The following is a 24,994-nucleotide window of genomic DNA, read 5'->3' as shown; positions in this document are numbered from 1 at the left end:
TTTTATGATTTTTAAGGTAAAGGAGGAATTTAAATGCCAAAACCAGTTGTGGCCATTGTTGGTCGCCCAAATGTTGGGAAGTCCACGATTTTTAATCGGATCGCCGGTGATCGAATTTCCATCGTTGAAGATACACCCGGGGTTACGCGTGACCGAATTTACGCGAATAGTGAATGGCTTGGTCAAGAGTTCAGTTTGATTGATACTGGTGGGATCGATATGGATGATGCCCCGTTTATTAAGCAAATTAAGCAACAAGCTGAAATTGCGATTGACGAGGCGGACGTGATTGTCTATCTGGTCAGTGCCAAAGAAGGCGTGACGGATGCGGATGAACACGTGGCTCGGATTTTATATCAATCAGATAAGCCAGTGATTTTAGCGGTCAATAAAGTTGATAATCCAGAATTACGAAATGAAATTTATGATTTTTATTCCTTAGGTTTTGGAGATCCATATCCAATTTCTGGGGCGCATGGCTTGGGTCTAGGGGACTTGTTAGATGCAGTTGTTAAGAATTTCCCTGAAGGAACTGGCGAAGATGAACCTGGCACGATTCGGTTTAGCTTAATTGGTCGTCCCAATGTTGGAAAATCTTCAATTGTTAATGCCTTACTAGGTGAAGACCGGGTGATCGTGTCTGATATTGCTGGGACGACTCGTGATGCGATTGATACGAAGTTTACGGATGCGGACGGTAATCGGTTCGTGATGGTTGATACGGCCGGAATTCGTAAAAAAGGTAAAGTGTATGAAAACACAGAACGTTACAGTGTTATGCGTGCACTCAAAGCAATTGACAACAGTGACGTGGCGTTATTCGTGATTAATGGTGAAGAAGGTATCCGGGAACAAGATAAGCGGGTTGCTGGATATGCGCATGAGGCTGGTAAAGGGATTATCATCGTGGTCAATAAGTGGGACCTCGTTAAAAAGGATAACCACACGATGAAGGAATTTGAAGCGTATGTGCGTGATCAATTCGTTTATCTCAGCTATGCACCGATTATCTTTGTTTCAGCTAAGACGAGTCAACGCTTGGAACAATTGCCTGCCTTGATTCAAAAGGTTGATTTGAATCACTCTCGTCGAATTCAATCGTCCGTCTTAAATGACGTTATTATGGACGCCATTGCGATGAATCCAACGCCAAGTGATAATGGGAAACGGTTGCGTGTTTACTATGCGACGCAAGTGGCGATTCAGCCACCAACCTTTGTGGTCTTTGTTAATGATCCTGATATGATGCATTTTTCATATGAGCGCTTTTTGGAAAATCAGATTCGTAATGCCTTTGATTTTTCCGGCACGCCGATCCATATGATCGAACGTCGGCGAAAGTAGCATAAAAGGCTTGAAACCGGCATTTTAGCATAAGAATTTAAAGTTGTAAATGATTATTACTCAAATTTAGCTTTTTAAGCAAAAAGTCTAAAAAAGCTTGCTATTACAGCATTCCTATGCTATCTTTGATGAAGAAATGATGCTTGTCATCGTTTCTCTCATTTTTGGACCACTCAAAAATGATCATCTGGATGTAGTACTTAGAATACTGACATCTTCACTCTGTAAAGGGGAGGTGAATCAAACATGGCAAACAAGGCTGAATTAGTTAACAACGTTGCTGCGGCAACTAGCTTAACTAAGAAAGACGCAACTGCTGCGGTCGACGCAGTATTTGCATCAATCCAAGACACTCTTGCAAAGGGTGAAAAAGTTCAACTAATCGGATTTGGTAACTTCGAAGTACGTGAACGTGCTGCTCGTAAGGGCCGTAACCCACAAACTGGCGACGAAATCCAAATTCCAGCAAGCAAAGTACCTGCATTTAAACCAGGGAAAGCTTTAAAGGATGCAGTTAAATAGTTTCCACAAAGTAACTTTAAAGTCAGTATAACAACCGTTATACTGGCTTTTTTGTTGTCAGTTGCGTTATGATGGTAAGTCGAGTGATAGGACTAAATAGGCTAAAGGGATGGGTGCGATGACTTATTCAGAAAAGATGCTCGCGGCACTTTCAAGCGGGCAATTAGAGACAGCGAACAAACAGTTTGCGTGGGCGTTACGAAAAGATGACGATGATACCCTGTATAGTTTGGCAGAAGAATTGTATGGGTTAGGGTTTATTAAGCAAGCCACTCGAATCTATAAAAAGTTATTGGAAAAATATCCAACGGAAGATAGTTTACGGACGAGCTTGGCGGATATCGCAATTGATGACGATGATTCTGACTTGGCCTTGCGTTACTTAAACGAGGTCAAGCCGGATTCGCCAGCTTATGTGCAGGCTTTACTGGTCGCCGCAGATCTTTATCAAACGCAAGAATTATTTGAAGTTAGTGAACAGAAGCTTGTGACTGCGTATCGACTGGCTCCTGATGAACCAGTTGTGGAATTTGCGTTGGCCGAGTTTTATTTTCTAATTCGTAATTATAATAAAGCTATTCAGTTTTATTTGGATTTAATCAAGCAGGGGCAATTAGAGCTTTCTAAAGTTAACCTAGTTGAACGACTCGGCGTCGCTTATGCGGAAGCAGGTCGCTTTGAACAAGCGGTCGGCTATTTAGAACAAATTAAGCCCGCACAATTAACGCCAGATAGTCAATTTGAATTGGGTTTTACTTACTTGCAGCTCAATGAACCACAAAAAGCAATTGATATTTTTAATAAGCTACGTGAACAAGATTCCCAATATGCGACGGTCTATCCGTATTTGGCAGAGGCACAAGAACAATTAAATGAGCTAGACCAGGCGTTATTGACGTTACAAGAAGGTTTAGCGGTTGATCAGTATAATGAGCAGTTGTACTTGAAGACGGCACGTATCGCGCTTAAATTAGACGATGCGGACCTCGCTGAAAAGTATCTGCGGGAAGGGCTAAGTATTGATCCCGATAACTTGACGACCATCTTGGAACTGTCTAACTTGTTAGTTAAGCAAACGCGGTACCAGGCTAATATTGAATTATTGGATCAATATTTACAAAGTAATGAATTCGACCCGCAGTTCTACTGGAATTTAGCGGTTTCTAATGCTCAGTTGGATCATTTCAAGGAAGCGAAGGCTAATTATTTAGCGGCGTATCCTTTCTTTGAGCACAATGCTGATTTCTTAAAGCCAGCTATTTATTTCTTCCGGGAAGCTGGCTTGCCAGCACAAGCCGCTGCAGCGTTACGTAATTATTTAGTGATTGAGCCAGATGATGGTGAATTAGTCGCCATGTTAGAAGATTTTGAAGACCAGGGCTATTAACGGATTGAAAATGCTTACAAATTTGGTAAAATAAGAGTAACGAGTTAGCTTAGGAGGCCAAAATTTGAAAGTAGCGTTAATTGCCACCGATTTAGATGGCACGTTTTTACGAGATGATCATCAGTTTGACCATGACCGTTTTCAGTCGCAATTAGACCAGATAAATGCTAATGGGCAACATTTTGTGGTCGCTAGTGGGAATCAATTGCAACATTGTATTGATGTATTTGCTGGGATTCATGGTGAGTTAACTTATGTGGCAGAAAATGGGGGCCTCGTGGTGACCAATGATGGTCAAGTCTTACACGAAAGCTTATTAACGCGGCCGGTGTTGCATGAGCTTTTGACCATGGTGATGACCGATCCGGTGTTAGCCACCGCAAAAGTGTCGTTATCTGGTAAAAAGGGCGGTTATATTCGGCCACAAGATGATAGTGCTATCATGCAGTATTATTTAAGTAATATTAAAATAGTTAATGATTTAATGGCGGTCGATGACCATATTTATAAGGCTACCTTTAGTTGGGCGGATGCCGATGCTGATGCCCACGCTGCGTTAATTAATACTCGTTTTAAAGGTCGGTTACGAGCGACCGTCAGTGGTGGCAACGGGCTCGATGTGATTGCGCCAGATGTGAATAAAGCACAAGGTTTAGCGTATTTACAAACACACTGGCAAGTAACCGCCGCTCAGACCGCCGCCTTTGGTGATAATGGCAATGATCTTGAAATGCTACGTGAAGCGGATTATAGTTTTGCCATGAAAAATGGGATTTTACCGGTGCGGCAGATGGCGGCGTATACGACGACTCATGACAATAATCATGACGGGGTTTTACGCACAATCGCCACGTTAATTTAAATTTGCGAGTTTGGGTAGTTGCCCAAGCTCCTTTTTTCGATTAAAAATTAACCAATGTGCGATAGTCTGGTAAACTGTAAGATAACTAGGTTAGTAATAGAGGTTAAATTTGAGGAGGATTTATTTTGATAAAAGTAATTGTCGCGGGCTATCAAGGCCGCATGGGTAGTACAGCTGCACAAATGGTTATTGATAACCCTGATTTTGAATTGGTCGGCGTGTATGATGCGCGTGGCACCGAGCGGAATTTAAACGAGACTAATCAGTTCAGTGATCAGGATGTCCCAGCTTTTCATGATTTAAATCAATTGACCACGGATGCGACTGTCTGGATTGACTTTACCGTGCCGACTGCAGTTTATGAAAATGCGCAATTTGCGCTTAAACATGGGATTTCTCCCGTCATTGGCACAACTGGCATGACGGATGAGCAAGTGGCAGCGTTACAAAAATTAGCTAAAGCGCAACAAGTCGGTGGCTTAATTGCGCCTAATTTTGGCATCAGTGCGGTTTTGCTCATGCAATTTGCCCAACAAGCCGCAAAATACTTTCCAGATGTTGAAATTATTGAAATGCATCATGATGATAAAATTGACTCACCTAGTGGAACGGCTATCAGCACGGCTAAGAAGATTGCGGCAGTCCGGCAACCCAAGCAACAAGGTAATCCGGCTGCCACAGAAACCTTACCCGGTGCTCGTGGTGCCGATTATGAAGGCATGCGCATTCACGCTGTGCGGTTGCCAGGCCTAGTTGCGCATGAAGAAGTTATGTTTGGCGGTCCTGGTGAAGGTCTAACGATTCGGCAAGATTCTTTTGATCGCATTTCATTTATGACGGGAGTTAAAGTTGCAGTTGAAAAGGTCAACCAGTATCATGAACTCTTCGTTGGCTTGGAGCACTTACTATGATTTTGGACCAACTACCGATCGAATTTCAACAAGCCAAGCCGATTATCGAAACTATTGAAGCAGCTGGTTTTGATGCTTATTTTGTTGGGGGTAGTGTGCGGGATACCATTTTAGGTCAACCCATTCATGATGTTGATATTGCGACCAGTGCTTTTCCAGCTGAGGTAAAAAAATTATTCAAACGTACCGTGGATACGGGAATCGAGCACGGTACAGTCATGATTTTAGATCACGGGCAAGGCTATGAAACGACCACTTTTCGAACGGAATCGGGTTATCAAGATTTTCGTCGGCCAGACCAAGTGACCTTTGTGCGCTCACTTAAAGAAGACCTAAAGCGCCGAGACTTCACTATTAACGCCCTTGCGATGCGCGCTAATGGCGAAGTTATTGATTTGTTTGCGGGGCTGACGGACTTGCAAAATGGGATTTTACGGGCTGTGGGTGTCGCTGAGGAACGGTTTCATGAAGATGCTTTACGGATGATGCGTGCGGTGCGTTTTGCTAGTCAGTTGGGCTTTGAGATTGAGCCAGTGACGCGCCAAGCGATTCAAGACAATGCTGAGTTACTCACCAAGATTGCGATTGAGCGTACCCGCGTTGAATGGGAAAAGTTATTAATGGGGACTGAACCTAAACGTGGGTTAACGGCGTTGTTAACGACGGGGCTGTATCGTTACTTGCCACAGTTTGCAGATCAACGAGCGGTCTTAGCCCAATTGGTGGCGTTGCCTGACTGGCACTTACCAACGATCGAAAGCACTTGGACGCTATTGGTCTGGTTATTACCATTACCAAATCAAGCTGCGCTTCGGCAGAGCTTAAAAGCTTGGAAGACGAGTAACGACTTAATTGAGCACGTCACGGCCGCCTGGTTGGTTCTAACGGCGCTTAAGGCGAATGGTCATCTAACAGCTCCTGAATTGTTTAACGCGGGCACAGCGGCTTTAACGACCGCTAATACGGTGGCTAACTTATTAGGCTTTGGTCAACCCATGTCGACACTGTTGGCTGATTATGCAGCGTTGCCGATTCAACATAAACGTGACTTGGCGATTAATGGCGGTGATTTATTAAAAAATCACCTCGTCACACCAGGGCCGCAAATGGGTCAAATTTTGGCCCAAACCTTGCTGGCCGTTGTCCAAGGCCAAGTGCCAAATGAGAGCAAGCAATTGCTTGATTTTGCACGGATGGTAGCGGATACAAAAAGTGATTGATATTTTCTGTTAATCTGTTAGGATTGAAGTGGAACTAATTCTTCAATGAGGTGATCGAAAATGGATAGAGCATTAGAAGCATTAAAGTTTTATTTTCGGAACGGGGATACTTGGGTTGTTAACCACAAGGATATTTCTGATCTTTGGATTAGCCGAGTAACCACGAGTTATGGTCGGATTAAAGGCGGCAAAATGACGATTATTCATCCTTGTAAGTCATTCAAGGCTGAATTTGAACCTGATGCCGATGCCGTTGATCCAGACACCACACATCTAGCATCGGTAACCAGTGGGATGTTTGAACGGGTGACGCATTTCCAAGATATTGAAAAAGTGGATATCTTGTTTGGTGATGAACGGGGGAGTGAACAAGTTTACTTGCCATTCAAAGCCAAAGACGTGGACGGGTTGGATAATGTTTATCAAACCAGTTCATTGTCTGCCAATGGGTCATTACATTTAGTTGTTGACGCTGAAAACACGGTTTTAGATGTTTATGGTGATCAAAAATAATGACGTGTTAACCGAAACTTCTAGTCTTTAAGGCTAGAAGTTTTTTTTATGAGAAACATGAATGACCATGTTTGTTAGTTGTGTTTTAGCAGATTTCTAGCTAAGATAGAGTTTAATGATGTAAAAAAGGGTGGTTTGTAAGAATGCAAACATTGAGAGCAGAAAATCTGACCCGAACTTATGGTGAGAAGACGTTATTTGATGATATTTCATTTATCATTAATGAACATGATCGGATTGGCGTGATTGGCGTCAATGGTTCTGGTAAGACCAGCTTATTGGATGTTTTAGCTGGGATCACTGCACCAGAAGCTGGTCAATTAGTCCAGCCCAAAAATTATGAAATTGGTTATTTAAAGCAGCAACCAGAATTAGATGAAACCTTAACGGCCTTAGATGCTGTGTTGGCTGGGAGTCAACAAATTTTTAAAACGATTCGACATTACGAAGCGACCCTGGCGGCCTATGGGCAAACCCCAGAAGATCCCACTGCGCAGCAGGCCTATTTAGACGCCGAAACGAAGATGAATCAAGCGGATGCTTGGACGACCGAAAATGATGTTAAAACCATCTTAACGCAATTGCATATTACGGATTTAACGCAAGTGGTTAAGACCATGTCCGGTGGGCAACGGAAGCGAGTCGGATTGGCCCAAGTTCTAATACAGTCGCCTGATTTATTGTTACTTGATGAACCAACCAACCACTTGGATTTTGACTCGATTGAATGGTTAGAAGCCTATTTAGCCGCTTATAAAGGGGCTTTAATGGTCGTGACCCATGATCGGTACTTCTTAGACCAAGTGGCTAATCAGATGTTTGAATTGTCCTTTGGGTCACTTTATAAGTACACCGGGAACTATCAAGATTATGTCCAAGCTAAAGCCGAACGGGTGGCCCGTGACGTGACTGCGGAACATAAGCAACAGCAGCTGTACAAGCAAGAACTAGCATGGATGCGAGCTGGTGCCCCGGCCCGAAGTACCAAGCAACAAGGCCGGATTAACCGGTTTAATGATTTAAAAGATAATCTGAATACCTTACAAGTTGATGATGATGTGGATATTTCGTTAGGGCAACAACGATTAGGTAAAAAGGTCATCGAAGTTAAAGCCGCCAACTTAAAATTTGATCAGCAGACGATTTTAAACGATTTCTCCATCTTGATTCAAGCTAATGACCGTATTGGGATTACTGGTTTGAATGGTGCGGGAAAGTCGAGCTTGCTCAATGTGATTGCAGGCCGTTTGCCGTTAGATTCAGGGACCGTGACGATTGGTGAAACGGTCAAGTTAGGTTATTACACCCAGCAGACAGAACCTATTCCAGGTGATAAACGGATGATTAATTACTTGCAAGATGTCGGGGAGAATGTACTCAATAAGCAAGGTGAACGGGTTTCAGTGACTGAATTATTAGAAGAGTTTCTCTTTCCACGCGCCATGCATGGGACGTTGATTCGGAAACTGTCAGGTGGTGAAAAACGCCGGTTGTATCTATTGAAATTGTTGATGCAACAACCAAACGTGTTATTACTCGATGAACCAACGAATGACTTGGATATTGGGACGTTGACAGTGCTCGAAAATTACCTCGCTTCGTTTGCCGGAACGGTCATTACCGTCTCACATGATCGTTATTTCTTGGATAAAGTCGGCACTGAATTATTGATTTTTGAAGGAAATGGCAAGATTGATCGCTATGCTGGTCGTTTCTCAAGCTATTTGAAAGATCAAAAAGCAGCTTTAAAGCCAGCTAATGCGGCAGTCAAAACGCCACCGGTTACCGCAACGCCAACGACTAAGCCCAAGACCAAAGTTAAGTTAACGTATGCTGAACAATTAGAGTATGAAAAAATTGAGGGTAAGATTGAAACCCTAGATAGCCATAAAACCGAAATTGAGCAAGCTATGGCCGATAATGCCAGTGATTATGGACAATTAGCAGCGTTACAAAAAGAATTGACGACGACGGAACAAACAATTGATGAACAGATGGATCGATGGGATTATCTAAGCCAATACGCTGAGGCATGAGAGGATGGCGGCAATGTTAGAAGATAGTTATTTAAACTTAGCGCGCGATATTTTAGCGCATGGGACCTATAAAGATGATCGGACTGGGACTGGGACTTATAGTCTGTTTGGCTATCAAATGCGCTTTGATTTAGCCGCAGGATTTCCGTTGTTAACGACTAAAAAAGTCCCCTTTGGCTTGATTAAGAGTGAGTTGTTGTGGTTTTTACACGGCGATACGAATATTCAATATTTGTTGCAACATCATAACCATATTTGGGATGAATGGGCGTTTAAGAATTGGGTCACGAGTCCAGCTTATCAGGGGCCGGATATGACCGATTTTGAACATCGGCGCTTAACGGATCCAGATTTCAAACCACGCTATCAAGCACAAATGCACGCTTTTGATCAGCAAATTTTAACGGATGATCAGTTTGCGGCGCAGTATGGAAATTTAGGTGATGTCTATGGTGCTCAGTGGCGTCATTGGCAGACCCGAACTGGTTCAACGATTGATCAGATTGCTAATGTTATTGAGATGATTAAAACCCACCCAGACTCACGGCGGTTGATTGTATCGGCTTGGAATCCAGAAGATGTGCCTAGTATGGCCTTACCACCATGTCACACGTTGTTTCAATTTTACGTGGCGGATGGCAAGTTAAGCTGTCAACTTTATCAGCGTTCTGGTGATGTCTTTTTAGGCGTTCCCTTTAATATTGCAAGTTATGCGTTACTGACGCATTTAGTCGCCCAGGCGACTGGCTTACAAGTCGGTGAATTCGTGCATACCTTGGGCGATGCCCATCTGTATACGAATCATTTAGATCAAATCAAGTTGCAGTTAACCCGAACGCCCAAACCAGCGCCACAGTTACAATTGAGTGGTCATCCTGAAAGTATTTTTGATTATCAAATGCAAGATATTCAGTTAGTTGGTTATGATCCCGCACCGGCGATTAAAGCGCCGGTTGCGATTTAGGAGGGACCTGAATGCTAGCTTTGATTTGGGCCCAAGCGGCCAACGGTGTGATCGGGAAAGCGGGTCAATTACCTTGGCACTTACCAGCTGATCTCAAACGTTTTAAGACGTTAACTTTGCATCATCCGATTGTTATGGGACGTAAGACTTTTGCCGGGTTTAAACGACCGTTACCCTACCGACAAAACATTGTGTTATCACATCAACCCCTTATCTTACCGGCGGGCGTTCAGCAATTCAAGCAACTTGATGAGTTATGGGCGTTGATTGCGCAGCAGCCGGATGAATTAGTGTTCGTGATTGGTGGGAGTACCGTTTTTGAAGCGGTCTTACCACGCGCCGATCGTTTGTACCGGACGATGATTAACCAGGATTTTACTGGCGATACATGGATGCCGGCGATTGATTATACGCAGTGGCAGTTAACCACGCAAACACCGGGGATTGCAACTGCTGCAGTACCATACACCTATAGTTTTGATGAGTTTAACCGGCGATGATTCGATAAGTAACCGTGAAACACGGCGCTATTTCTGCTATACTAAAAGCATTAATTTATTGTAACGGTATTGTAACCATTACAAGCATAAGAAAGCGTGGCAAAGTATGACGAAAATCAAGATTGTGACCGATTCTTCGGCAAATTTAACAGATGCCGAGATTCAAAAATACGATATTACCGTGATTCCGTTGTCCGTCATGATCGATGGCACAATTTATGTTGAAGATGAAACCATTACGCGTGACGAGTTCATCCAAAAGATGGCGAGCGCTAAATCTCTCCCTAAAACGAGTCAACCAGCTTTAGGAACGTTCATCGAAACGTTTGATCGCCTCGGTGCGGATGGCGCTAGTGTGGTTTGTATCAACATGTTGGAAGCTATTTCGGGGACCGTGCACACAGCGGAACAGGCGGCTTCAATTACCAAAACCGATGTGACTGTGATTGATGCTCGTACCACTGATCGGGCAATGGCCTTTCAAGTTTTAAATGCGGCTAAGTTAGCGCAAACTGGGGCAGATAAGGCAGCCGTGGTTGATCAAGTTCATGCCACCCAAGCACATACTAAATTATTCATGGGCGTGATGACGCTCAATAATTTAGTTGCTGGCGGGCGTATCAGTCGTTTGACGGGGGCCATCAGTACCTTACTAAACGTCAAAATTGCGTTGGAAGTTGATGATGGGTCGTTAGACGTTAAGATGAAGGGTCGCGGCGTTAAAGCGATTAATAAATTTTTTGATAAGGTAATCGAAGATATCATTCAGACCCCGAATGTTGTTGAAGTTGCCATTTCACATGTTGGCGCTACAGAACGGGTGGAAACTTATCGGGAACGCCTGCAAGCGGCTATTCCAAGCTTGAAGGTTAGTGTGCAACCAACCGTACCGATTATTGCGACCCATGGTGGTCCAGGTGCGTTTGCCGTGGAATACCACACGCAGACCTTAGCTTAAGCAGACGGGACGCAATTGTGGCGTCCTTTTTGCTTAAAATGATTAAAGAAAGGATGCTAAAACGGCATGCGGAAAATATGGGAAGTTGTTAAGGTGGCGTTGGTCGTTGTCATTTTAGCCGGGGGTGTTTTTTGGGGCTTAAACCGTGGTCTCCATCACACGACGACCACCACAACGTCTAAAAAGACGACGAAAGCATCATCAGCTACGAAAAAAGTGGCGCATAAAACTAAAATTAAGTTAGTCGCAGTAGGCGATTCATTGACTGAAGGTGTGGGCGATGAAGCCGAGGGCGGCTACGTGGGTCAAATAAAAAAAACGTTGACGAAACGGCAAAATTTGACCGTAATGACGACCAATGCAGGTAAGTCGGGTGATCGTAGTGATCAAATTTTAGCACGCATCAATAAGTCTAAGTCGTTGCAACAAAAAATTGCAGCTGCTGATGTGATTACGGTCACGGTTGGGGGTAATGATTTGTTGCAAACTTTGGAAGGGTCGATTACATCCAATAATACGGCAAAAAATAATACCACCGTGGCGACGGCGCAAACGACCTATGCTAACAAATTAACGAAATTGTTTAATAAGTTGCAAGGGTTGAATCAGCAGGCTTCAATTTTTGTCTTTAGTATTTACAATCCAATTTATGTGAACTTTCCGAATGTCACGGCAATTACGCAATATGTCAGTCAGTGGAATGATCAGACGCAAACGACAATCAGTCACTATCAAAAGACTTATTTCATGGATATTAATACCACCATGTCACACGGACAGTACACGACGGCGGCCCAAATTAGTCGCCTGAAGAAAGCTTCCACGAATACGGATTTAACAAAAATTACGAATTCGACAGCACTGGGGACGGCTTTAAATGCCAAATCTAAGGCTAATCGGTTGATTTCTAAAAGCGATAATTTCCATCCTAATCAGCGTGGTTATCAAGTGTTTACCAATAAGTTGTATCAAACTATGGTTGCTCATCCAGCCTGGTTAATTAAAAAGTAAGGGGGACGCACGGATGCGTGAAGAACAACGAACACAGCAAAAGACCCCGAGTCCCAAAGCTCCCCGGGGACCCATTAATCTTTGGAAATGGGTTGCAATTATCTTGATTGCCTTGATTTTAGGATTAGGGTTATACGCGGGGACGCAAGTATTACGGTCACCCACTGAAACGGCAACGGTCACTACCAAGACGAGCACGAGTGCGGCCAGTATCCCAATCAAGATGAATCGGCAACAATTGAATGCATTGGCAGCCTATTATTTGGCAGATGTGCAAAAGGGTCAGGATTTGAAATATAAATTTGTGGTCCGCGCGGATGGCGCTTATTTATTAGGGACAACGCAGGTCCTTGGACAAAACATTTCATTTGTGATTACCATGCAACCGAGTGTCATTGATAACGGGAATATCTCGTTAAAGGCGACGCGTTTATCGGTCGGTACAATGTCAATTCCAATCAGTTTTGTGATTAATTACATTAATAATAATTATAAAATTCCAAGTTGGGTAAAATTAAGTGCCAAGCATAAGACGATTAACTTGTATTTGAATAAGCTAGTAGGTAAAAATGATGTGCGGTATAGCGTTGATAAATTAGATTTAAAGGCCAATACCTTTAATTTTAAGATGCATATTCCACAAAGTAATGATTAGTGAGGCGATCTAATGCATAGAACGTTTTATCAATATTTAATGACTCAACGAAATCCGGATAGTACCGAATCAATTGCTGAATTCGCAAATAATGCGTTTTTTGATCAATCATTTCCAAAACAAGGTAAAGATTTTCATGAAGTTTCACAGTATTTAGAATTAAATGCGGGCTATTTACCATCGATGACCATTTTCGATGATGCTTGGCAGGCTTATTTAGCCAGTGAAGCCTAGCTGATTTAGCAAGGAAAGAGGATTTTGGGCATGCCAGAAGAACCAAAGCAAACAAAGGCGACACCTAAAAAAGCGGTCAATTCACATCTTAAGTCACACCAACAACGGCCAAAACGGCGCGTGGGCTTATGGACGTATGTGATTTCAATCGTGGTGGCTTTAGGTGTTGGGATTGGTGGGACATACTGGGTCTTAGGCCGAGCAGTTAACCAACAAATCGCCAGTATGCAACAGACAAGTCAAGCTATGAAGAAGATTCAATCAGTCTATGCAACCATCAGTGATAACTATTATCAACCGGTCAACGCCAATAAATTGGCTAATGGGGCAATTAACGGGATGGTCAGTTCCCTCGGGGATAAATTCTCTGAATATATGGATAAGAGCGAGACTGAAAGTTTGAATGATACTATTGACAGTTCATTTTCAGGGATTGGTGCGCAAGTTCAAAAATCTGGGAATTATGTTCAAATCATTTCACCAATTGCGGGGACACCAGCTAAAAAGGCGGGGTTAAAACCTAAAGATGTCATCAAGTCCGTGAATGGTCAGTCGATTGCGGGTAAAACTTTAACGCAAGCGGTGAACTTAATGCGTGGTAAAGTTGGGACCACTGTTAAGTTGGTCATTGACCGTAGTGGTAAGACCTTTACGGTGACCTTGAAGCGGGCCAAAATTCCGGTAACTACCGTGGATTATAAGCTCGTTGGTGGGGACAAGAAGATTGGTTATGTGACTGTTTCGACCTTCTCAACGAATACCGCCAAAGAATTTAAGACGGCTTTAAAAGCACTCGATAAAAAGGGAGCTAAGAAGCTCGTGATTGATATGCGGGGTAATCCTGGTGGTTTAATGACGGCTGCTTTGAAGATGGCGTCAATGTTTATGAAGAATGGCAAGACAATCATGCAAGTACAAACGCGCGGTGCGCAAGCTGAAAAATATGTGGCCGGCAAGAAGTATGATGGTGGTTATAAAGAGACCAAGCCAACCACGGTCTTAATTGATGGTGGGAGTGCTTCGGCAGCCGAAATCTTCTCAGCGGCATTGCAGCAATCCGCTGGCGTGAAGTTAGTGGGCGCACAGTCATACGGGAAAGGGACCGTGCAAACGGTCAGCACCTTTAGCGATAAGACTGAGATGAAGATTACCGTCGCCAAGTGGCTGACGCCTAATGGGACTTGGATTAATAAGACCGGGTTAACCCCAGATGTTAAGGCAAGTGAACCAAGTTATGCCAGTTTGACTGTTATTAGCAAACTAGCCGATTTAAAGGCCGGCCAAGTGAACGATAACGTGAAGACGTTGCAAGCTTATCTTAAGGCGTTAGGTTACTTTAAAGATTCAGCGAATGGCTACTTTGGGGCGACTACGACCGATGCGGTTAAACAGTATCAAAAGCATGCTAAGTTGAAGACGACGGGGACTGTTGATAAGACGACCTTAAGCAAGTTGGAAACTGAATTAGCAACTAAAATTAGTGACAATGATCGGGCCTATAAGGCTGCCCTTAAATTAATGTCAAACTAAAAGATGATTAGGTGAGCACTCAGCGGTTGAGCTGAGTGCTTTTTTGTGGGCTGTCATGCGTTTAAGCTGGTGTTTTTAGCGGAATATCGGTATGATGGAGCATAGTGACTAAAGCAGACCACCGTATTAAACGGCATGAGAGGAAGCGCTTATTATGGCAAATATTCAATGGTATCCCGGACATATGGCAAAAGCCATCCATCAAATTCAAGATAATTTGCATCTAGTGGATATCGTGTTTGAATTAGTGGATGCGCGAATTCCAGAGGCATCGCGGAATCCTGATATTGAGAAAGTAATTCAAAGTAAGCCCCATTTATTAATTATGACTAAAAAAGATTTAGCTGACCCGCAAAAAACCGCTGATTGGGTGGCTCATTATGAGGCGCAAGGCCAAACTGCAATTGCGATTGATTCTCGTAATCGGTTGACGGGCAAACAAATCACCCAAGCCGCAACGACCATGCTAGCCGATAAATTAGCTAACATTGCGGCGCGTGGGATTACTAACCGGCCAATTCGGGCGGTTTGTGTGGGTATTCCTAACGTTGGAAAATCAACGTTATTAAACCATATCGTGAATAAAAAGATTGCTAAAGTGGGCGATCGCCCTGGTGTAACTAAAGGCCAGCAATGGTTAAAGGCATCGAATAAGTTGGAATTACTCGATACCCCGGGGATTTTATGGCCTAAATTTGAAGATCAAGTGGTGGGGACTAAGTTAGCGGTTACCGGTGCAATCAAAGAAAATATTTATCCCAACGATGATGTGGCCTTATTTGCGTTGGACTTTTTCAAAACTTATTATCCACAACGCCTAATGGAGCGCTACCACGTGACGGCGGCCCAAATTGAATTAGCTAATCCGGAGTTGTTGATTGTGATGACCAAAAATGCCGGGATGCGAGATGATTGGGAACGGTTCTGTGTGGCCTTTTTATTGGATATCCGTAAGAGCCGTCTCGGGCGGTTCACGTTAGACTTAACGGGAGATGAGCAGCGTGACTGAACAGCTGACCATTGCAGCGTTTAAAGCCTTATTAGCCGATCACCCCACGACTGCAGTTTTGCAAGCAGCCCAAGCTGATGCTCGTAAAGGCGTCCAGCAGGCTTACCAGCGGTATTTACGCCAGATGGAAAAGCAAGCACAATTAGGGGCGCGATTGGAACAACATTTGCAGTTTGAACGACGGTTTTGGCAACAAGGTGAGCCTTATGTGGCTGGGATTGATGAAGTCGGTCGTGGGCCATTAGCGGGACCAGTCGTAACGGCGGCGGTTATTTTACCGCCTAATTTTAATTTAGTTGAAGTTAACGATTCTAAGCAGCTGACGGCTAAAAAACGGGCAGAACTCATGCCTAAGATTTTAGAGGCAGCCGTGGCCGTTAGTTTAGGCATCGCGGATGCGCAACAAATCGATCATTTAAATATTTACGAGGCAACGCGGGTGGCGATGCGTCAAGCTGTTGAAAGTTTGACCATTCGACCGACGCAATTATTGGTTGACGCCATGCAAATTCCGGTACCGATTGCCCAAACCCGCCTTATTAAAGGTGATGCCAAGAGCGCTAGTATCTCAGCGGCTAGTATTGTCGCTAAAGTTGCCCGGGATCACTTAATGACCATGTATGATCAAGTCTATCCGGGTTATGATTTCGCTGACAATATGGGTTATGGCACGGCAAAACATTTAGCCGGCTTGCGCCAATTCGGCATCACGCCCATTCATCGCCATTCTTTTGCCCCCGTTCGCAACGCAGAAGGCTAGTTATTGCGGAGTTGTTACTCAAAAGGAGTGACAAACATGCAATTACGTAGTTTACTGATTCGACTGCACTTGGCACAAGGCATTGGCTATCAAGGCATCGTCCGAGTTTTACAGCATTGTCGACAGACGGCAACGGTCTTAACAACGGTGACGGCTATGACGACTGTCGCTCAGCTGTCAACGGCAGCGGCGCAAAAATTTAAATTAGACTGGGCTAGTGACCGCTTTCAACAAGCTTTGCGGCAACACGAGCAGGTGCCAATCTTAACCATTTTGGATGCCGACTATCCGGCATCGTTATTAGCGAGTTATCAGCCCCCGTTAGTCTTATTTTTACAGGGACAGCGCCAACTATTAGCGACGACGCAGTTAGCGGTGGTGGGCGCCCGTCAAGCGAGCCCATATGCACAACGGGTACTCAACCGACTGTTGCCCCCGTTAGTTTTGGCAGAACGACCCTTAACGGTGACCAGTGGGTTAGCTGCTGGTACGGATGGGTTAGCACATCAAACGGCTTTACGGGTCGGTTTGAAGACAATTGCGGTTATTGGTACTGGGCTAGACGTCAGTTATCCACGCCAAAATACCGCTTTACAACAACGAGTTGGGCAGGTTGGTTTACTAATCAGTGAATACCCCCTGGGCAGTCCACCGGCACGCCATCATTTTCCGGCCCGTAATCGCATTATCGCAGGCCTTTGTCAGTCACTAGTTGTGATAGAAGCGCGGGCCCATTCTGGGAGTTTGATAACAGCTAACCTGGCATTGCAAGCGAATCGAAATGTATTGGCAGTTCCGGGGCCAATCGATGCGCCCATGTCGGTCGGGTGTAATGAATTGATCTTAGCCGGTGCGAAACCAGTCTTAAATTCGGGGCATATAATAGAAGAGTTTTTACCGATGATTTGACAAGTGCTAACTTTTGAAATATGATTACATGGATTTGTAAGTATAAGACTCATGATAATGATAATTAAAAGTTTAAGGAGCTGATCAAGTGGCTGCTAGTACAACCAAAGCTAAGCAAGCGGCACCAAAGAAGACCGGAACGCGAAAACCGGCCAAGAAAACTGCCACGAAGCGGCGCACTCGGCAAACTGGAAAGAAATTAGTAATTGTAGAATCACCTTCCAAAGCCAAAACCATTGAAAAGTATTTAGGCCGTTCCTATAAGGTCGTTGCCAGTTTAGGGCACATTAGAGATTTACCGAAAAGTAAAATGGGTGTTGATGTCGAGAATGACTACGAACCGCATTACATTTCGATTCGTGGTAAAGGTGATGTGATTAAAGGGTTACGGAAAGAGGCTAAAAAGGCCAAAGCTGTTTATCTGGCATCTGACCCGGACCGTGAAGGTGAAGCCATTGCTTGGCATTTATCTTACTTACTTGGACTAGATCCTAAAGCCCAAAATCGGGTTGTTTTTAATGAAATTACGAAAGACAAAGTAAAAAATGCCTTTAAAGAACCACGTTCGATTGATATGGATCTGGTGGATGCGCAACAAGCGCGGCGGATTTTAGACCGGTTAGTGGGTTATTCAATTAGTCCATTACTCTGGAAAAAAGTCAAAAAAGGGTTATCAGCAGGACGGGTACAATCAATTGCGTTGGATTTGATTATTCAACGGGAAAATGAGATTAAGGCCTTCAAGCCGCAGGAATATTGGACGATTGAAAGTGAATTTCAAAAAGGTCGTTCTAAGTTTATGGCGAGTTTTTATGGCACCAAGCAAAAGAAACAAGCCCTAGCCGATAATGCGGCGGTTCAAAAAGTTTTGGCCCAATTGGACCGTGACGGTGAGTTTAACGTGGTTAAAGTCGTTAAAAAGGAACGTAAACGGTTCCCGGCACCGCCATTTACCACGTCAACAATGCAACAAGATGCGAACCGTAAGCTAAATTTCCGAACTCGGAAAACAATGATGGCGGCGCAACAATTGTATGAAGGAATTAATGTGGGGAAAGACGGTAACGTGGGGTTAATTACCTATATGCGGACCGATTCAACACGGATTTCATCAATTGCGAAGCATGAAGCGTCTCAATTCTTGCATAAAGAATATGGGGCGGAATATGCGGCCACTAAACCCGTCAAAGGCAAGTTGCCGGAAGGTGCGCAAGATGCCCATGAAGCGATTCGGCCGTCTTCCGTCTTTCGGACGCCCGCCAGCATCAAAGATTATTTGTCAAAAGATCAATTCCGCTTGTATCAATTAGTCTGGTCACGGTTTGTGGCGAGTCAGATGACACCGGAAGTTTTAGATACGATGGCAGTGACGATTGATCAAAATGACGTTCAATTTCGAGCGAATGGGTCGCAGACCAAATTTGCCGGGTTCACGAAGATCTATGATAAGACCGAAAAAAATAACGTCTTACCTGCTTTGAGTGAAGGCGATGTGCTCAAGTTAAATAAGACTGATCCACAACAACATTTTACTCAGCCCCCGGCGCGTTATTCTGAAGCTAACCTAATTAAGGCGTTGGAAGAAAATGGGGTTGGTCGACCATCAACGTATGCCCCAACGTTGGATACGATTCAACGGCGGTATTACGTTAAAATTGAAGCGCGGCGGTTTGTCCCGACTGAGCTAGGGACCATCGTTAACGATATTATTCAGGAGTATTTCCCGGATGTCGTGAACGTTGGCTTTACGGCTAAGTTGGAGGAGCAATTAGATGCCACCGAAGAGGGCCAAGAAAACTGGGTCAAAGTCGTCGATAGTTTCTATCAACCATTTTCGAAAGAAGTGGCGGATGCGGAAGCTGGGATGGAAAAGATTCAGATTAAAGATGAATTGGCTGGGTTCAACTGTGACATCTGTGGTGCGCCGATGGTGGTTAAAATGGGCCGTTACGGGAAGTTCCATGCTTGTTCCCGTTTCCCTGATTGCCGCAATACAAAGCCAATTGTTAAAGAAATCGGTGTGCTTTGTCCGCAATGTAAACAAGGCCAAGTCATTGAACGGAAATCCAAGAAGAATCGGATTTTCTACGGTTGCTCCCGTTTCCCTGAATGTGACTTTGTTTCTTGGGATAAACCGATTGGTCGTGATTGTCCAAAGGATGGTCATTTCTTAGTTGAAAAGAAGGTCAAGGGCGGGAAACAAGTCCTTTGTCCAAATGGCGACTATACTGAAGATAAACAAAAATAATTAAAAGTCAATCTTAACGACCAAGGCTAATTGTCTTGGACCGTTAAGGTTGACTTTTTTAGTGGAATAATAAATTTAAACCGAGGGCACCGACGAGCCCACAAACGGCAATCAGGGTCTCTAGGAAGGTCCAGGTCAATAGGGTTTCCTTGATGGTCAAATTGAAATATTCCTTGAACATCCAAAAGCCAGCGTCATTGACGTGTGAAGCGGCGACACTACCCGAGCCCACGGCGATGACCATTAGGGCTGGATCAACGCCCGCTTGAGTCATGAGGGGCGCAACTAAGCCAGCTGCGGTTAAGGCAGCAACGGTCGCTGAGCCTAAGGCAATTCGTAAAATGACAGCGACTAGCCAACCTAATAGCAATGGTGAAATATGACTGCCATTGAAGAGTTGCGCTACGGCCGTACCGACGCCCCCATCAATTAAGATTTGTTTGAAGGCGCCACCGCCACCAATAATCAATAAAAGCATCGCAATGGATTTAGTGGCATCTTCGAGGGTGGTCGCAATCGCCGGTTTGGATTTATGTTGATGTAGGCCCATCGACCACAAGGCAAAGAGTAACGAAATAAGCATGGCAATCCCAGGTGCCCCAATTAAGGCCACAATTTGGTCTAGGGTTGTTGGATGCTTGGGAGTAACCCCGTGATTAATCACCAAATCATAGACTGTTGTGATAGTCATTAAAATAACTGGGAATAACGCAGTCAGCACGCTTAACCCGAAATTAGGGGCTTCAGAAACTTTGAATTTGCGTTCATTGCTCATTGCTGGCAGGTTAGGTTTCGCATTAAACGCCGCTGGCACCATCTTTTTAGCCAAACGGGAAAATAGTGGACCCGCAATATAGACGGTTGGAATGGCAATAATAATGCCGAACAATAAGACCCGGCCCACGTTGGCATTCAAGGTTGTGGCAATGGCGGTTGGTGCCGGATGTGGTGGCAAAAAGCCATGAGTGACTGACAACGCCGCCCCCATTGGAATTCCCAGAAATAGAATGGGCACCTGGGCTTCAATCGCAATTGCAAATACGATTGGAATTAAAAGTACGATCCCGACTTCAAAGAAGAGCGCAATTCCAATAATAAAGGAAGCGATGACAATCGCAATTTGTAGTCGTTTACGGCCAAAGAAATCAATTAAGGTGGTCGAAATCGTGTAAGCCCCACCGGCATCCGCCACTAATCGGCCTAGCATCGCCCCAAAGCCAAAGACTAAAGCTAGTTCGCCTAATTGACTGCCAATCCCGGTTTGAATACTTGTCGCAATTTTATTGAGGGGCATGCCTAAGCCGATGCCGACTACGACTGCTGTCACAATTAAGGCCACATAAGTATTCAGCTTGAATTTAACGATGAGGACGAGCAACAATAAAATCCCAAACGTTAAAATGAGAAAAGGCATTAGTTTTGACCTCCTGGTAACGGTTGACGTTGAGCGGCCGCAAGTTGATGATACAAGGGCACCAGTTGAGCGGTGATTTGATCAAATAAGGGTTGGAGCTGTTGATACCGGCGCTGATTATCCGGTTGTGGCGCATAGACGGTCGTTTGACCAATCATCTGATGAATAGCGGTTAAGTCGGGTAATTTTCCCAACGCCGTTAGTCCCATGACCGCTGCGGCAAGGCAGGAACTTTCGAAACTAGTCGGGATGGTGATGGGTTGGCCTAAAATATCAGCTAAGATTTGGCGCCAAAGCCGTGAGCGGGCAAAACCACCGGTAGCCCGAATTTCATGGATGGGGACCGCCGCCTTGGTTAAGTTTAGAACCGCATTTAAGTTAAAGACAATGCCTTCAAGCACGGCACGGGTAATTTCGGCTTTCGTGGTAGTGGTGGTTAAGCCAACCATAGAGCCACGTGCATCCGCATTCCATAGTGGGGCACGTTCACCGCTTAAATAAGGTTGAAATAATAAGCCGTTGGCGCCGGCAGGAACCTTAGCCGCTGCCGCAGTGATACGGTCGTAAGGGTCTTGGCCTTGTTGACTGGCTGCGGCACTTTCAGGCGCAGCTAGTTCATCGCGAACCCAGCGCAGCACTTGCCCACCATTATTGACCGGCCCACCGACAATCCAGCGGTGAGGCGCGACGTAATAACAAAATAATCGACCGGCGGGATCTAAGTAAGGGGTTTTGGTCATGACGCGAACGGCACCAGATGTGCCAATGGTAATTGCGGCGACTCCGGGCTGATCAGCGCCCACGCCTAAGTTGGATAAGGCACCATCACTAGCCCCATAATTACTTTGGTAGTTGTTGGTAACCCCAAAGCTTGGGCACTCGCAGGAGACAGCTGGTCAATCACCGCATCTGTATCGACTAATGTTGGGAGTTGATTAGGGTTGATTTGGGCCCAAGCCAAGGCTTGCGGTTCCCAGTCAAAGGTATGCAAGTTAAACAAGCCAGTGGCGTTGGCCATTGAGTAGTCCATTTGAAGGGTGCCCGTCAGCTGGTTAATAATATATTCTTTAATCCCGACAATTTGTTTAGCTTGTGCTAATTTTTCGGGTACGCTGGTGGCTAACCAGTGCAGCTTATTAAGCGGACTCATCGGATGAATCGGTGTCCCAGTTGCTGCAAATAACGTGGCGCCCAAGGGTTGCGCCTTGAGCGCAGTTGCCGCAGCGGCGGCTCGGTTATCTGCCCACGTGATGACCCGCGTCAGCGGCTGGCGCTGGGCATCTAATAAAATCAAGCTATGCATGGCGGCTGAAAAGGCGATGCCTAGTACTTGAGTGGCATCAATTTGAGCCGTCACTTGGCGAATTGTGGTTTGGACCGCCTGCCAAATTTCAGTCGGGTCTTCTTCAGCCATGTCAGGAACATCATGGTATAACGGATAAGTGACATTAGCGGTCGCTTGGACGTGCCCCGCTAAGTCATATAGGACCGATTTGGTGCTCGTGGTCCCTAAGTCAGTGCCAATAATATAGTGCATCTGTTTGTCCTCCTCGTTATTGTTTGTCAACGGCGTGACCGCCAAACTCATTCCGGAGCGCGGCCACGACTTTACCGGTAAAGGTATCGGTTTCGGTAGAACGGTAGCGCATCAGCAGGGCCATTGCAATCACGGGAGTTGCAATTTGTTGATCTAAAGCGGCATCTAAGGTCCAACGACCTTCACCAGAAGAATGCATGATGCCTTTTAGTTGGGCCAATTGGTTATCATCAGTAAAAGCCTCGGCGGTTAACGCCATTAGCCAACTACGGATGATGGACCCGTGATTCCATAAATTAGCGACGGCCGCATTATCATAGTCAAAGTCACTATGCTGTAAAACATCGAAGCCTTCACCAATCGCAGCCATCATGCCGTATTCGATACCATTATGCACCATCTTTAAGTAATGCCCACTCCCAACTGGACCAGTATACAGATAACCACCGGGGGCGGCAATTGCTTTAAAGAGCGGTTCAATTTGCGGAAAGATGTTGGGGTCACCCCCAATCATGAAATTACCATTGTTAAGCGCCCCAGCTTGACCACCAGAAGTCCCAACATCAAAGAAGGCAATTTGATGGGTGGCTAAGGCCTGTCCATGTTGAATGCTGTCGCGATAAAAAGAATTGCCGCCATCGATAACAATATCGCCGGGAGCTAGCTGGGTGGTTAGTTGTGCTAAGACGGTCGTAGTGGCCGGACCAGCAGGTACCATGACCCAAATGATGCGGGGCTGTGGTAGTTGCGCTAACAGTGTGGTTAAGTCAGTTGTAGTAGCAATTCCTTGATCAGCTGCGGCTTGGCGGTGGGGAGCAGTAAGGTCAGTGCCAAACACCGTCACCTGGTGTGCTTGCATATTTAATGCTAAGTTTAGCCCCATTTTACCAAGGCCAATTAAGCCAATTTTCATATTAAGCCCCTCTTTGTTTTAGTAGTCGCTGACAGTATATAAAAATAGTTTACGCAAATCAAAGATAAACGTGAAAACGGTTTACAAAATGCCGATTTTATCAATTAGCTTTAAACGGCAACTTAACCAATTAAAGTTTGTATAATCAATGGAACTCCGGTATGATGACGCTAGTACTATCAAGGGTACGTTTCCAAGAAAAGAGGAAAATTGGATGGCATCAATACCAACCGTTAACGTCATCGGTGCGGGGCTAGCAGGCTCCGAGGCCGCTTGGCAAATTGCAAAGTTAGGCGTCAATGTGCGCATTTATGAAATGCGACCGACTAAGATGACGCCAGCGCACCATACCGCTCAGTTTGCAGAACTCGTTTGTACGAATTCACTGCGGGCAACGCAATTAAGTAATGCGGCGGGGCTGTTAAAAGCCGAAATGCAGCAATTAGATTCAGTCGTAATGCAGTCCGCAACCGGCCATGCCGTTCCTGCCGGAGGCGCCTTGGCTGTTGACCGCGACACGTTCTCACAAGCGATTACCGATAAGCTGACCAAGTTACCCAATGTTGAAGTCATCAACGAAGAGGTCACTAGCTTACCAGCTGGCATTACGGTGGTTGCTACCGGGCCATTAACTGCGGCTACTTTAGCGCAGTCCATTCAAAGCTTTAATGAAGAAGATGACTTACACTTCTTTGATGCGGCGGCCCCCATCTTAACGAAAGACTCCATTGACCTGGACAAGGTCTATCTAAAATCGCGTTATGATCGTGGTGAAGCCGCTTACCTCAATTGCCCAATGACGGAAGCCGAGTTCGATCGTTTTTACGATGCCTTGATTCATGCTGAAATGGCTGAAGCCCATGACTTTGAAAATTCTGAAGTCTTTGAAGGTTGTATGCCAATTGAAGTCATGGCTCAACGGGGACGACAGACGATGTTATTTGGCCCATTGAAGCCGGTCGGGTTAGCAGACCCTGAGACGGGAAAACAACCTTTTGCGGTCGTGCAACTGCGTCAAGATGATGCTTCTGGCGAACTCTTTAATATTGTCGGGTTCCAAACGCATTTAAAGTGGGGCGAACAAAAACGTGTTTTCCGGTTAATTCCTGGGTTAGAACACGTTGAATTTGTGCGTTATGGCGTCATGCATCGTAACACCTTTATGAAATCACCTAAATTACTACAACCAACGTACCAGACTAAACAACGCCCAGACTTGTTTTTTGCCGGCCAAATGACCGGGGTTGAGGGCTATATCGAGAGTGCGGCTAGTGGCATTGTCGCTGGGACTAATGCGGCCCGATTGGCATTAGGCTTAGACCCAGTAGTCTTTCCAAAGCATACCATGATGGGCGCTATGGCGCACTATATTACCCATACCAGTGCCGCACATTTCCAACCCATGAATGCGAATTTTGGCATTGTTCCTAAGCTAAAGCAACGGATTCATGATAAGCGCGAACGTAATACGGCCTTATCAGAACGGGCCTTGACCGAACTAACCGACTTTCAAGCAACGGCTTTGAAAGTTGACTAAGTCCCGAGAATCTTAATTGT

At 45.0% G+C, this 24,994-nt stretch carries 22 protein-coding genes and 1 pseudogene; 20 read left to right on the top strand and 3 right to left on the bottom strand.

What is annotated here, in order from left to right; all coding sequences use genetic code 11:
* Nucleotides 1–33: 33 nt before the first annotated feature.
* The 19 genes from der (at nucleotide 34) to topA (ending at nucleotide 19,573) form a co-directional block, all read left to right on the top strand.
* Nucleotides 34–1,344, top strand: a complete 1,311-nt coding sequence (der, locus tag C5Z26_RS02610) for a ribosome biogenesis GTPase Der (RefSeq protein WP_105448473.1) — start codon at nucleotides 34–36, stop codon at nucleotides 1,342–1,344.
* A gap of 246 nt (nucleotides 1,345–1,590) precedes the next feature.
* Nucleotides 1,591–1,866: an HU family DNA-binding protein gene (locus C5Z26_RS02600; RefSeq protein WP_105448472.1), complete on the top strand. Its 276-nt coding sequence runs from the start codon at nucleotides 1,591–1,593 to the stop codon at nucleotides 1,864–1,866.
* 118 nt (nucleotides 1,867–1,984) lie between these two features.
* Nucleotides 1,985–3,253, top strand: coding sequence for a tetratricopeptide repeat protein (locus C5Z26_RS02595; protein WP_105450111.1), 1,269 nt, complete (start codon nucleotides 1,985–1,987; stop codon nucleotides 3,251–3,253).
* 64 nt (nucleotides 3,254–3,317) lie between these two features.
* Complete coding sequence (locus C5Z26_RS02590) at nucleotides 3,318–4,115, top strand: Cof-type HAD-IIB family hydrolase (RefSeq protein ID WP_105448471.1); 798 nt, start codon at nucleotides 3,318–3,320, stop codon at nucleotides 4,113–4,115.
* Between the two features lie 125 nt (nucleotides 4,116–4,240).
* Nucleotides 4,241–5,026 carry a 4-hydroxy-tetrahydrodipicolinate reductase gene (gene dapB, locus C5Z26_RS02585; protein ID WP_105448470.1) on the top strand — a complete coding sequence of 262 codons (786 nt, stop codon included), beginning with the start codon at nucleotides 4,241–4,243 and terminating at the stop codon, nucleotides 5,024–5,026.
* Nucleotides 5,023–6,246, top strand: coding sequence for a CCA tRNA nucleotidyltransferase (locus C5Z26_RS02580; protein ID WP_105448469.1), 1,224 nt, complete (start codon nucleotides 5,023–5,025; stop codon nucleotides 6,244–6,246). The genes dapB and C5Z26_RS02580 overlap by 4 nt, the downstream gene beginning before the upstream one ends.
* Before the next feature lie 60 nt (nucleotides 6,247–6,306).
* A complete protein-coding gene (locus C5Z26_RS02575; protein ID WP_105448468.1) occupies nucleotides 6,307–6,759 on the top strand; it encodes a hypothetical protein in 453 nt (150 codons plus the stop codon).
* A 143-nt stretch (nucleotides 6,760–6,902) separates the two neighbouring features.
* The gene (locus C5Z26_RS02570) at nucleotides 6,903–8,795 is read left to right on the top strand and encodes an ABC-F family ATP-binding cassette domain-containing protein (RefSeq protein ID WP_105448467.1); all 1,893 of its coding nucleotides are present in this window, start codon (nucleotides 6,903–6,905) and stop codon (nucleotides 8,793–8,795) included.
* A 13-nt stretch (nucleotides 8,796–8,808) separates the two neighbouring features.
* Nucleotides 8,809–9,759: a thymidylate synthase gene (locus tag C5Z26_RS02565; RefSeq protein ID WP_105450110.1), complete on the top strand. Its 951-nt coding sequence runs from the start codon at nucleotides 8,809–8,811 to the stop codon at nucleotides 9,757–9,759.
* An 11-nt stretch (nucleotides 9,760–9,770) separates the two neighbouring features.
* The gene (locus tag C5Z26_RS02560) at nucleotides 9,771–10,259 is read left to right on the top strand and encodes a dihydrofolate reductase (RefSeq protein ID WP_105448466.1); all 489 of its coding nucleotides are present in this window, start codon (nucleotides 9,771–9,773) and stop codon (nucleotides 10,257–10,259) included.
* 106 nt (nucleotides 10,260–10,365) lie between these two features.
* On the top strand, nucleotides 10,366–11,217 hold the full coding sequence (locus tag C5Z26_RS02555) for a DegV family protein (protein ID WP_105448465.1): 852 nt from the start codon (nucleotides 10,366–10,368) through the stop codon (nucleotides 11,215–11,217).
* Between the two features lie 66 nt (nucleotides 11,218–11,283).
* A complete protein-coding gene (locus C5Z26_RS02550) occupies nucleotides 11,284–12,228 on the top strand; it encodes an SGNH/GDSL hydrolase family protein (protein ID WP_105448464.1) in 945 nt (314 codons plus the stop codon).
* Nucleotides 12,229–12,241: 13 nt separating this feature from the next.
* Entirely contained in the window at nucleotides 12,242–12,883 is a 642-nt protein-coding gene (locus C5Z26_RS02545; RefSeq protein WP_105448463.1) for a YpmS family protein, read from the top strand.
* A gap of 12 nt (nucleotides 12,884–12,895) precedes the next feature.
* Nucleotides 12,896–13,117 carry a YozE family protein gene (locus C5Z26_RS02540; RefSeq protein WP_105448462.1) on the top strand — a complete coding sequence of 74 codons (222 nt, stop codon included), beginning with the start codon at nucleotides 12,896–12,898 and terminating at the stop codon, nucleotides 13,115–13,117.
* Between the two features lie 30 nt (nucleotides 13,118–13,147).
* Complete coding sequence (locus C5Z26_RS02535) at nucleotides 13,148–14,647, top strand: S41 family peptidase (protein ID WP_105448461.1); 1,500 nt, start codon at nucleotides 13,148–13,150, stop codon at nucleotides 14,645–14,647.
* A 154-nt stretch (nucleotides 14,648–14,801) separates the two neighbouring features.
* Nucleotides 14,802–15,656 (top strand): ribosome biogenesis GTPase YlqF, encoded by an 855-nt coding sequence (gene ylqF, locus C5Z26_RS02530; protein WP_105448460.1) that lies wholly within the window; start codon nucleotides 14,802–14,804, stop codon nucleotides 15,654–15,656.
* Nucleotides 15,649–16,416, top strand: coding sequence for a ribonuclease HII (gene rnhB, locus C5Z26_RS02525; protein ID WP_234005716.1), 768 nt, complete (start codon nucleotides 15,649–15,651; stop codon nucleotides 16,414–16,416). The genes ylqF and rnhB overlap by 8 nt, the downstream gene beginning before the upstream one ends.
* Before the next feature lie 36 nt (nucleotides 16,417–16,452).
* Nucleotides 16,453–17,325: a DNA-processing protein DprA gene (dprA, locus tag C5Z26_RS02520; protein WP_105448458.1), complete on the top strand. Its 873-nt coding sequence runs from the start codon at nucleotides 16,453–16,455 to the stop codon at nucleotides 17,323–17,325.
* Between the two features lie 88 nt (nucleotides 17,326–17,413).
* Nucleotides 17,414–19,573, top strand: coding sequence for a type I DNA topoisomerase (gene topA, locus C5Z26_RS02515; RefSeq protein WP_105448457.1), 2,160 nt, complete (start codon nucleotides 17,414–17,416; stop codon nucleotides 19,571–19,573).
* Between the two features lie 58 nt (nucleotides 19,574–19,631).
* Here topA and C5Z26_RS02510 read toward each other — a convergent pair whose 3' ends face one another.
* From C5Z26_RS02510 to gnd, 3 genes and pseudogenes are all read right to left on the bottom strand, one after another.
* Nucleotides 19,632–20,987 carry a gluconate:H+ symporter gene (locus C5Z26_RS02510; RefSeq protein WP_105448456.1) on the bottom strand — a complete coding sequence of 452 codons (1,356 nt, stop codon included), beginning with the start codon at nucleotides 20,985–20,987 and terminating at the stop codon, nucleotides 19,632–19,634.
* Nucleotides 20,987–22,524, bottom strand: a pseudogene (locus C5Z26_RS12775) (gluconokinase). Before C5Z26_RS12775 ends, C5Z26_RS02510 begins: the two are co-directional and overlap by 1 nt.
* A gap of 16 nt (nucleotides 22,525–22,540) precedes the next feature.
* Nucleotides 22,541–23,437, bottom strand: a complete 897-nt coding sequence (gnd, locus tag C5Z26_RS02500; protein ID WP_105448455.1) for a phosphogluconate dehydrogenase (NAD(+)-dependent, decarboxylating) — start codon at nucleotides 23,435–23,437, stop codon at nucleotides 22,541–22,543.
* 214 nt (nucleotides 23,438–23,651) lie between these two features.
* Here gnd and trmFO point away from each other — a divergent pair, with 214 nt between their 5' ends.
* The gene (gene trmFO, locus C5Z26_RS02495; RefSeq protein WP_105448454.1) at nucleotides 23,652–24,974 is read left to right on the top strand and encodes an FADH(2)-oxidizing methylenetetrahydrofolate--tRNA-(uracil(54)-C(5))-methyltransferase TrmFO; all 1,323 of its coding nucleotides are present in this window, start codon (nucleotides 23,652–23,654) and stop codon (nucleotides 24,972–24,974) included.
* The last annotated feature ends 20 nt before the right edge of the window (nucleotides 24,975–24,994 follow it).

It is taken from the genome of Lactobacillus sp. CBA3606 (assembly GCF_002970935.1).
Classification (GTDB): Bacteria; Bacillota; Bacilli; order Lactobacillales; family Lactobacillaceae; genus Lactiplantibacillus.
The sequence above is the reverse complement of the archived record's forward strand: the minus strand, read 5'-3'. Positions and strand labels throughout refer to the sequence as shown.

Excerpts from the sequence above, each read along its gene's own strand:
- C5Z26_RS02600 (WP_105448472.1), top strand. The coding sequence starts at position 1,591 with ATGGCAAACAAGGCTGAATTAGTTAACAACGTTGCTGCGGCAACTAGC.
- C5Z26_RS02560 (WP_105448466.1), top strand. The coding sequence starts at position 9,771 with ATGCTAGCTTTGATTTGGGCCCAAGCGGCCAACGGTGTGATCGGGAAA.
- C5Z26_RS02595 (WP_105450111.1), top strand. The coding sequence starts at position 1,985 with ATGACTTATTCAGAAAAGATGCTCGCGGCACTTTCAAGCGGGCAATTA.
- C5Z26_RS02580 (WP_105448469.1), top strand. The coding sequence starts at position 5,023 with ATGATTTTGGACCAACTACCGATCGAATTTCAACAAGCCAAGCCGATT.
- der (WP_105448473.1), top strand. The coding sequence starts at position 34 with ATGCCAAAACCAGTTGTGGCCATTGTTGGTCGCCCAAATGTTGGGAAG.
- dprA (WP_105448458.1), top strand. The coding sequence starts at position 16,453 with ATGCAATTACGTAGTTTACTGATTCGACTGCACTTGGCACAAGGCATT.
- C5Z26_RS02550 (WP_105448464.1), top strand. The coding sequence starts at position 11,284 with ATGCGGAAAATATGGGAAGTTGTTAAGGTGGCGTTGGTCGTTGTCATT.
- C5Z26_RS02575 (WP_105448468.1), top strand. The coding sequence starts at position 6,307 with ATGGATAGAGCATTAGAAGCATTAAAGTTTTATTTTCGGAACGGGGAT.
- C5Z26_RS02555 (WP_105448465.1), top strand. The coding sequence starts at position 10,366 with ATGACGAAAATCAAGATTGTGACCGATTCTTCGGCAAATTTAACAGAT.
- ylqF (WP_105448460.1), top strand. The coding sequence starts at position 14,802 with ATGGCAAATATTCAATGGTATCCCGGACATATGGCAAAAGCCATCCAT.
- trmFO (WP_105448454.1), top strand. The coding sequence starts at position 23,652 with ATGGCATCAATACCAACCGTTAACGTCATCGGTGCGGGGCTAGCAGGC.
- C5Z26_RS02545 (WP_105448463.1), top strand. The coding sequence starts at position 12,242 with ATGCGTGAAGAACAACGAACACAGCAAAAGACCCCGAGTCCCAAAGCT.
- C5Z26_RS02570 (WP_105448467.1), top strand. The coding sequence starts at position 6,903 with ATGCAAACATTGAGAGCAGAAAATCTGACCCGAACTTATGGTGAGAAG.
- C5Z26_RS02540 (WP_105448462.1), top strand. The coding sequence starts at position 12,896 with ATGCATAGAACGTTTTATCAATATTTAATGACTCAACGAAATCCGGAT.
- C5Z26_RS02510 (WP_105448456.1), bottom strand. The coding sequence starts at position 20,987 with ATGCCTTTTCTCATTTTAACGTTTGGGATTTTATTGTTGCTCGTCCTC.
- C5Z26_RS02565 (WP_105450110.1), top strand. The coding sequence starts at position 8,809 with ATGTTAGAAGATAGTTATTTAAACTTAGCGCGCGATATTTTAGCGCAT.
- C5Z26_RS02535 (WP_105448461.1), top strand. The coding sequence starts at position 13,148 with ATGCCAGAAGAACCAAAGCAAACAAAGGCGACACCTAAAAAAGCGGTC.
- gnd (WP_105448455.1), bottom strand. The coding sequence starts at position 23,437 with ATGAAAATTGGCTTAATTGGCCTTGGTAAAATGGGGCTAAACTTAGCA.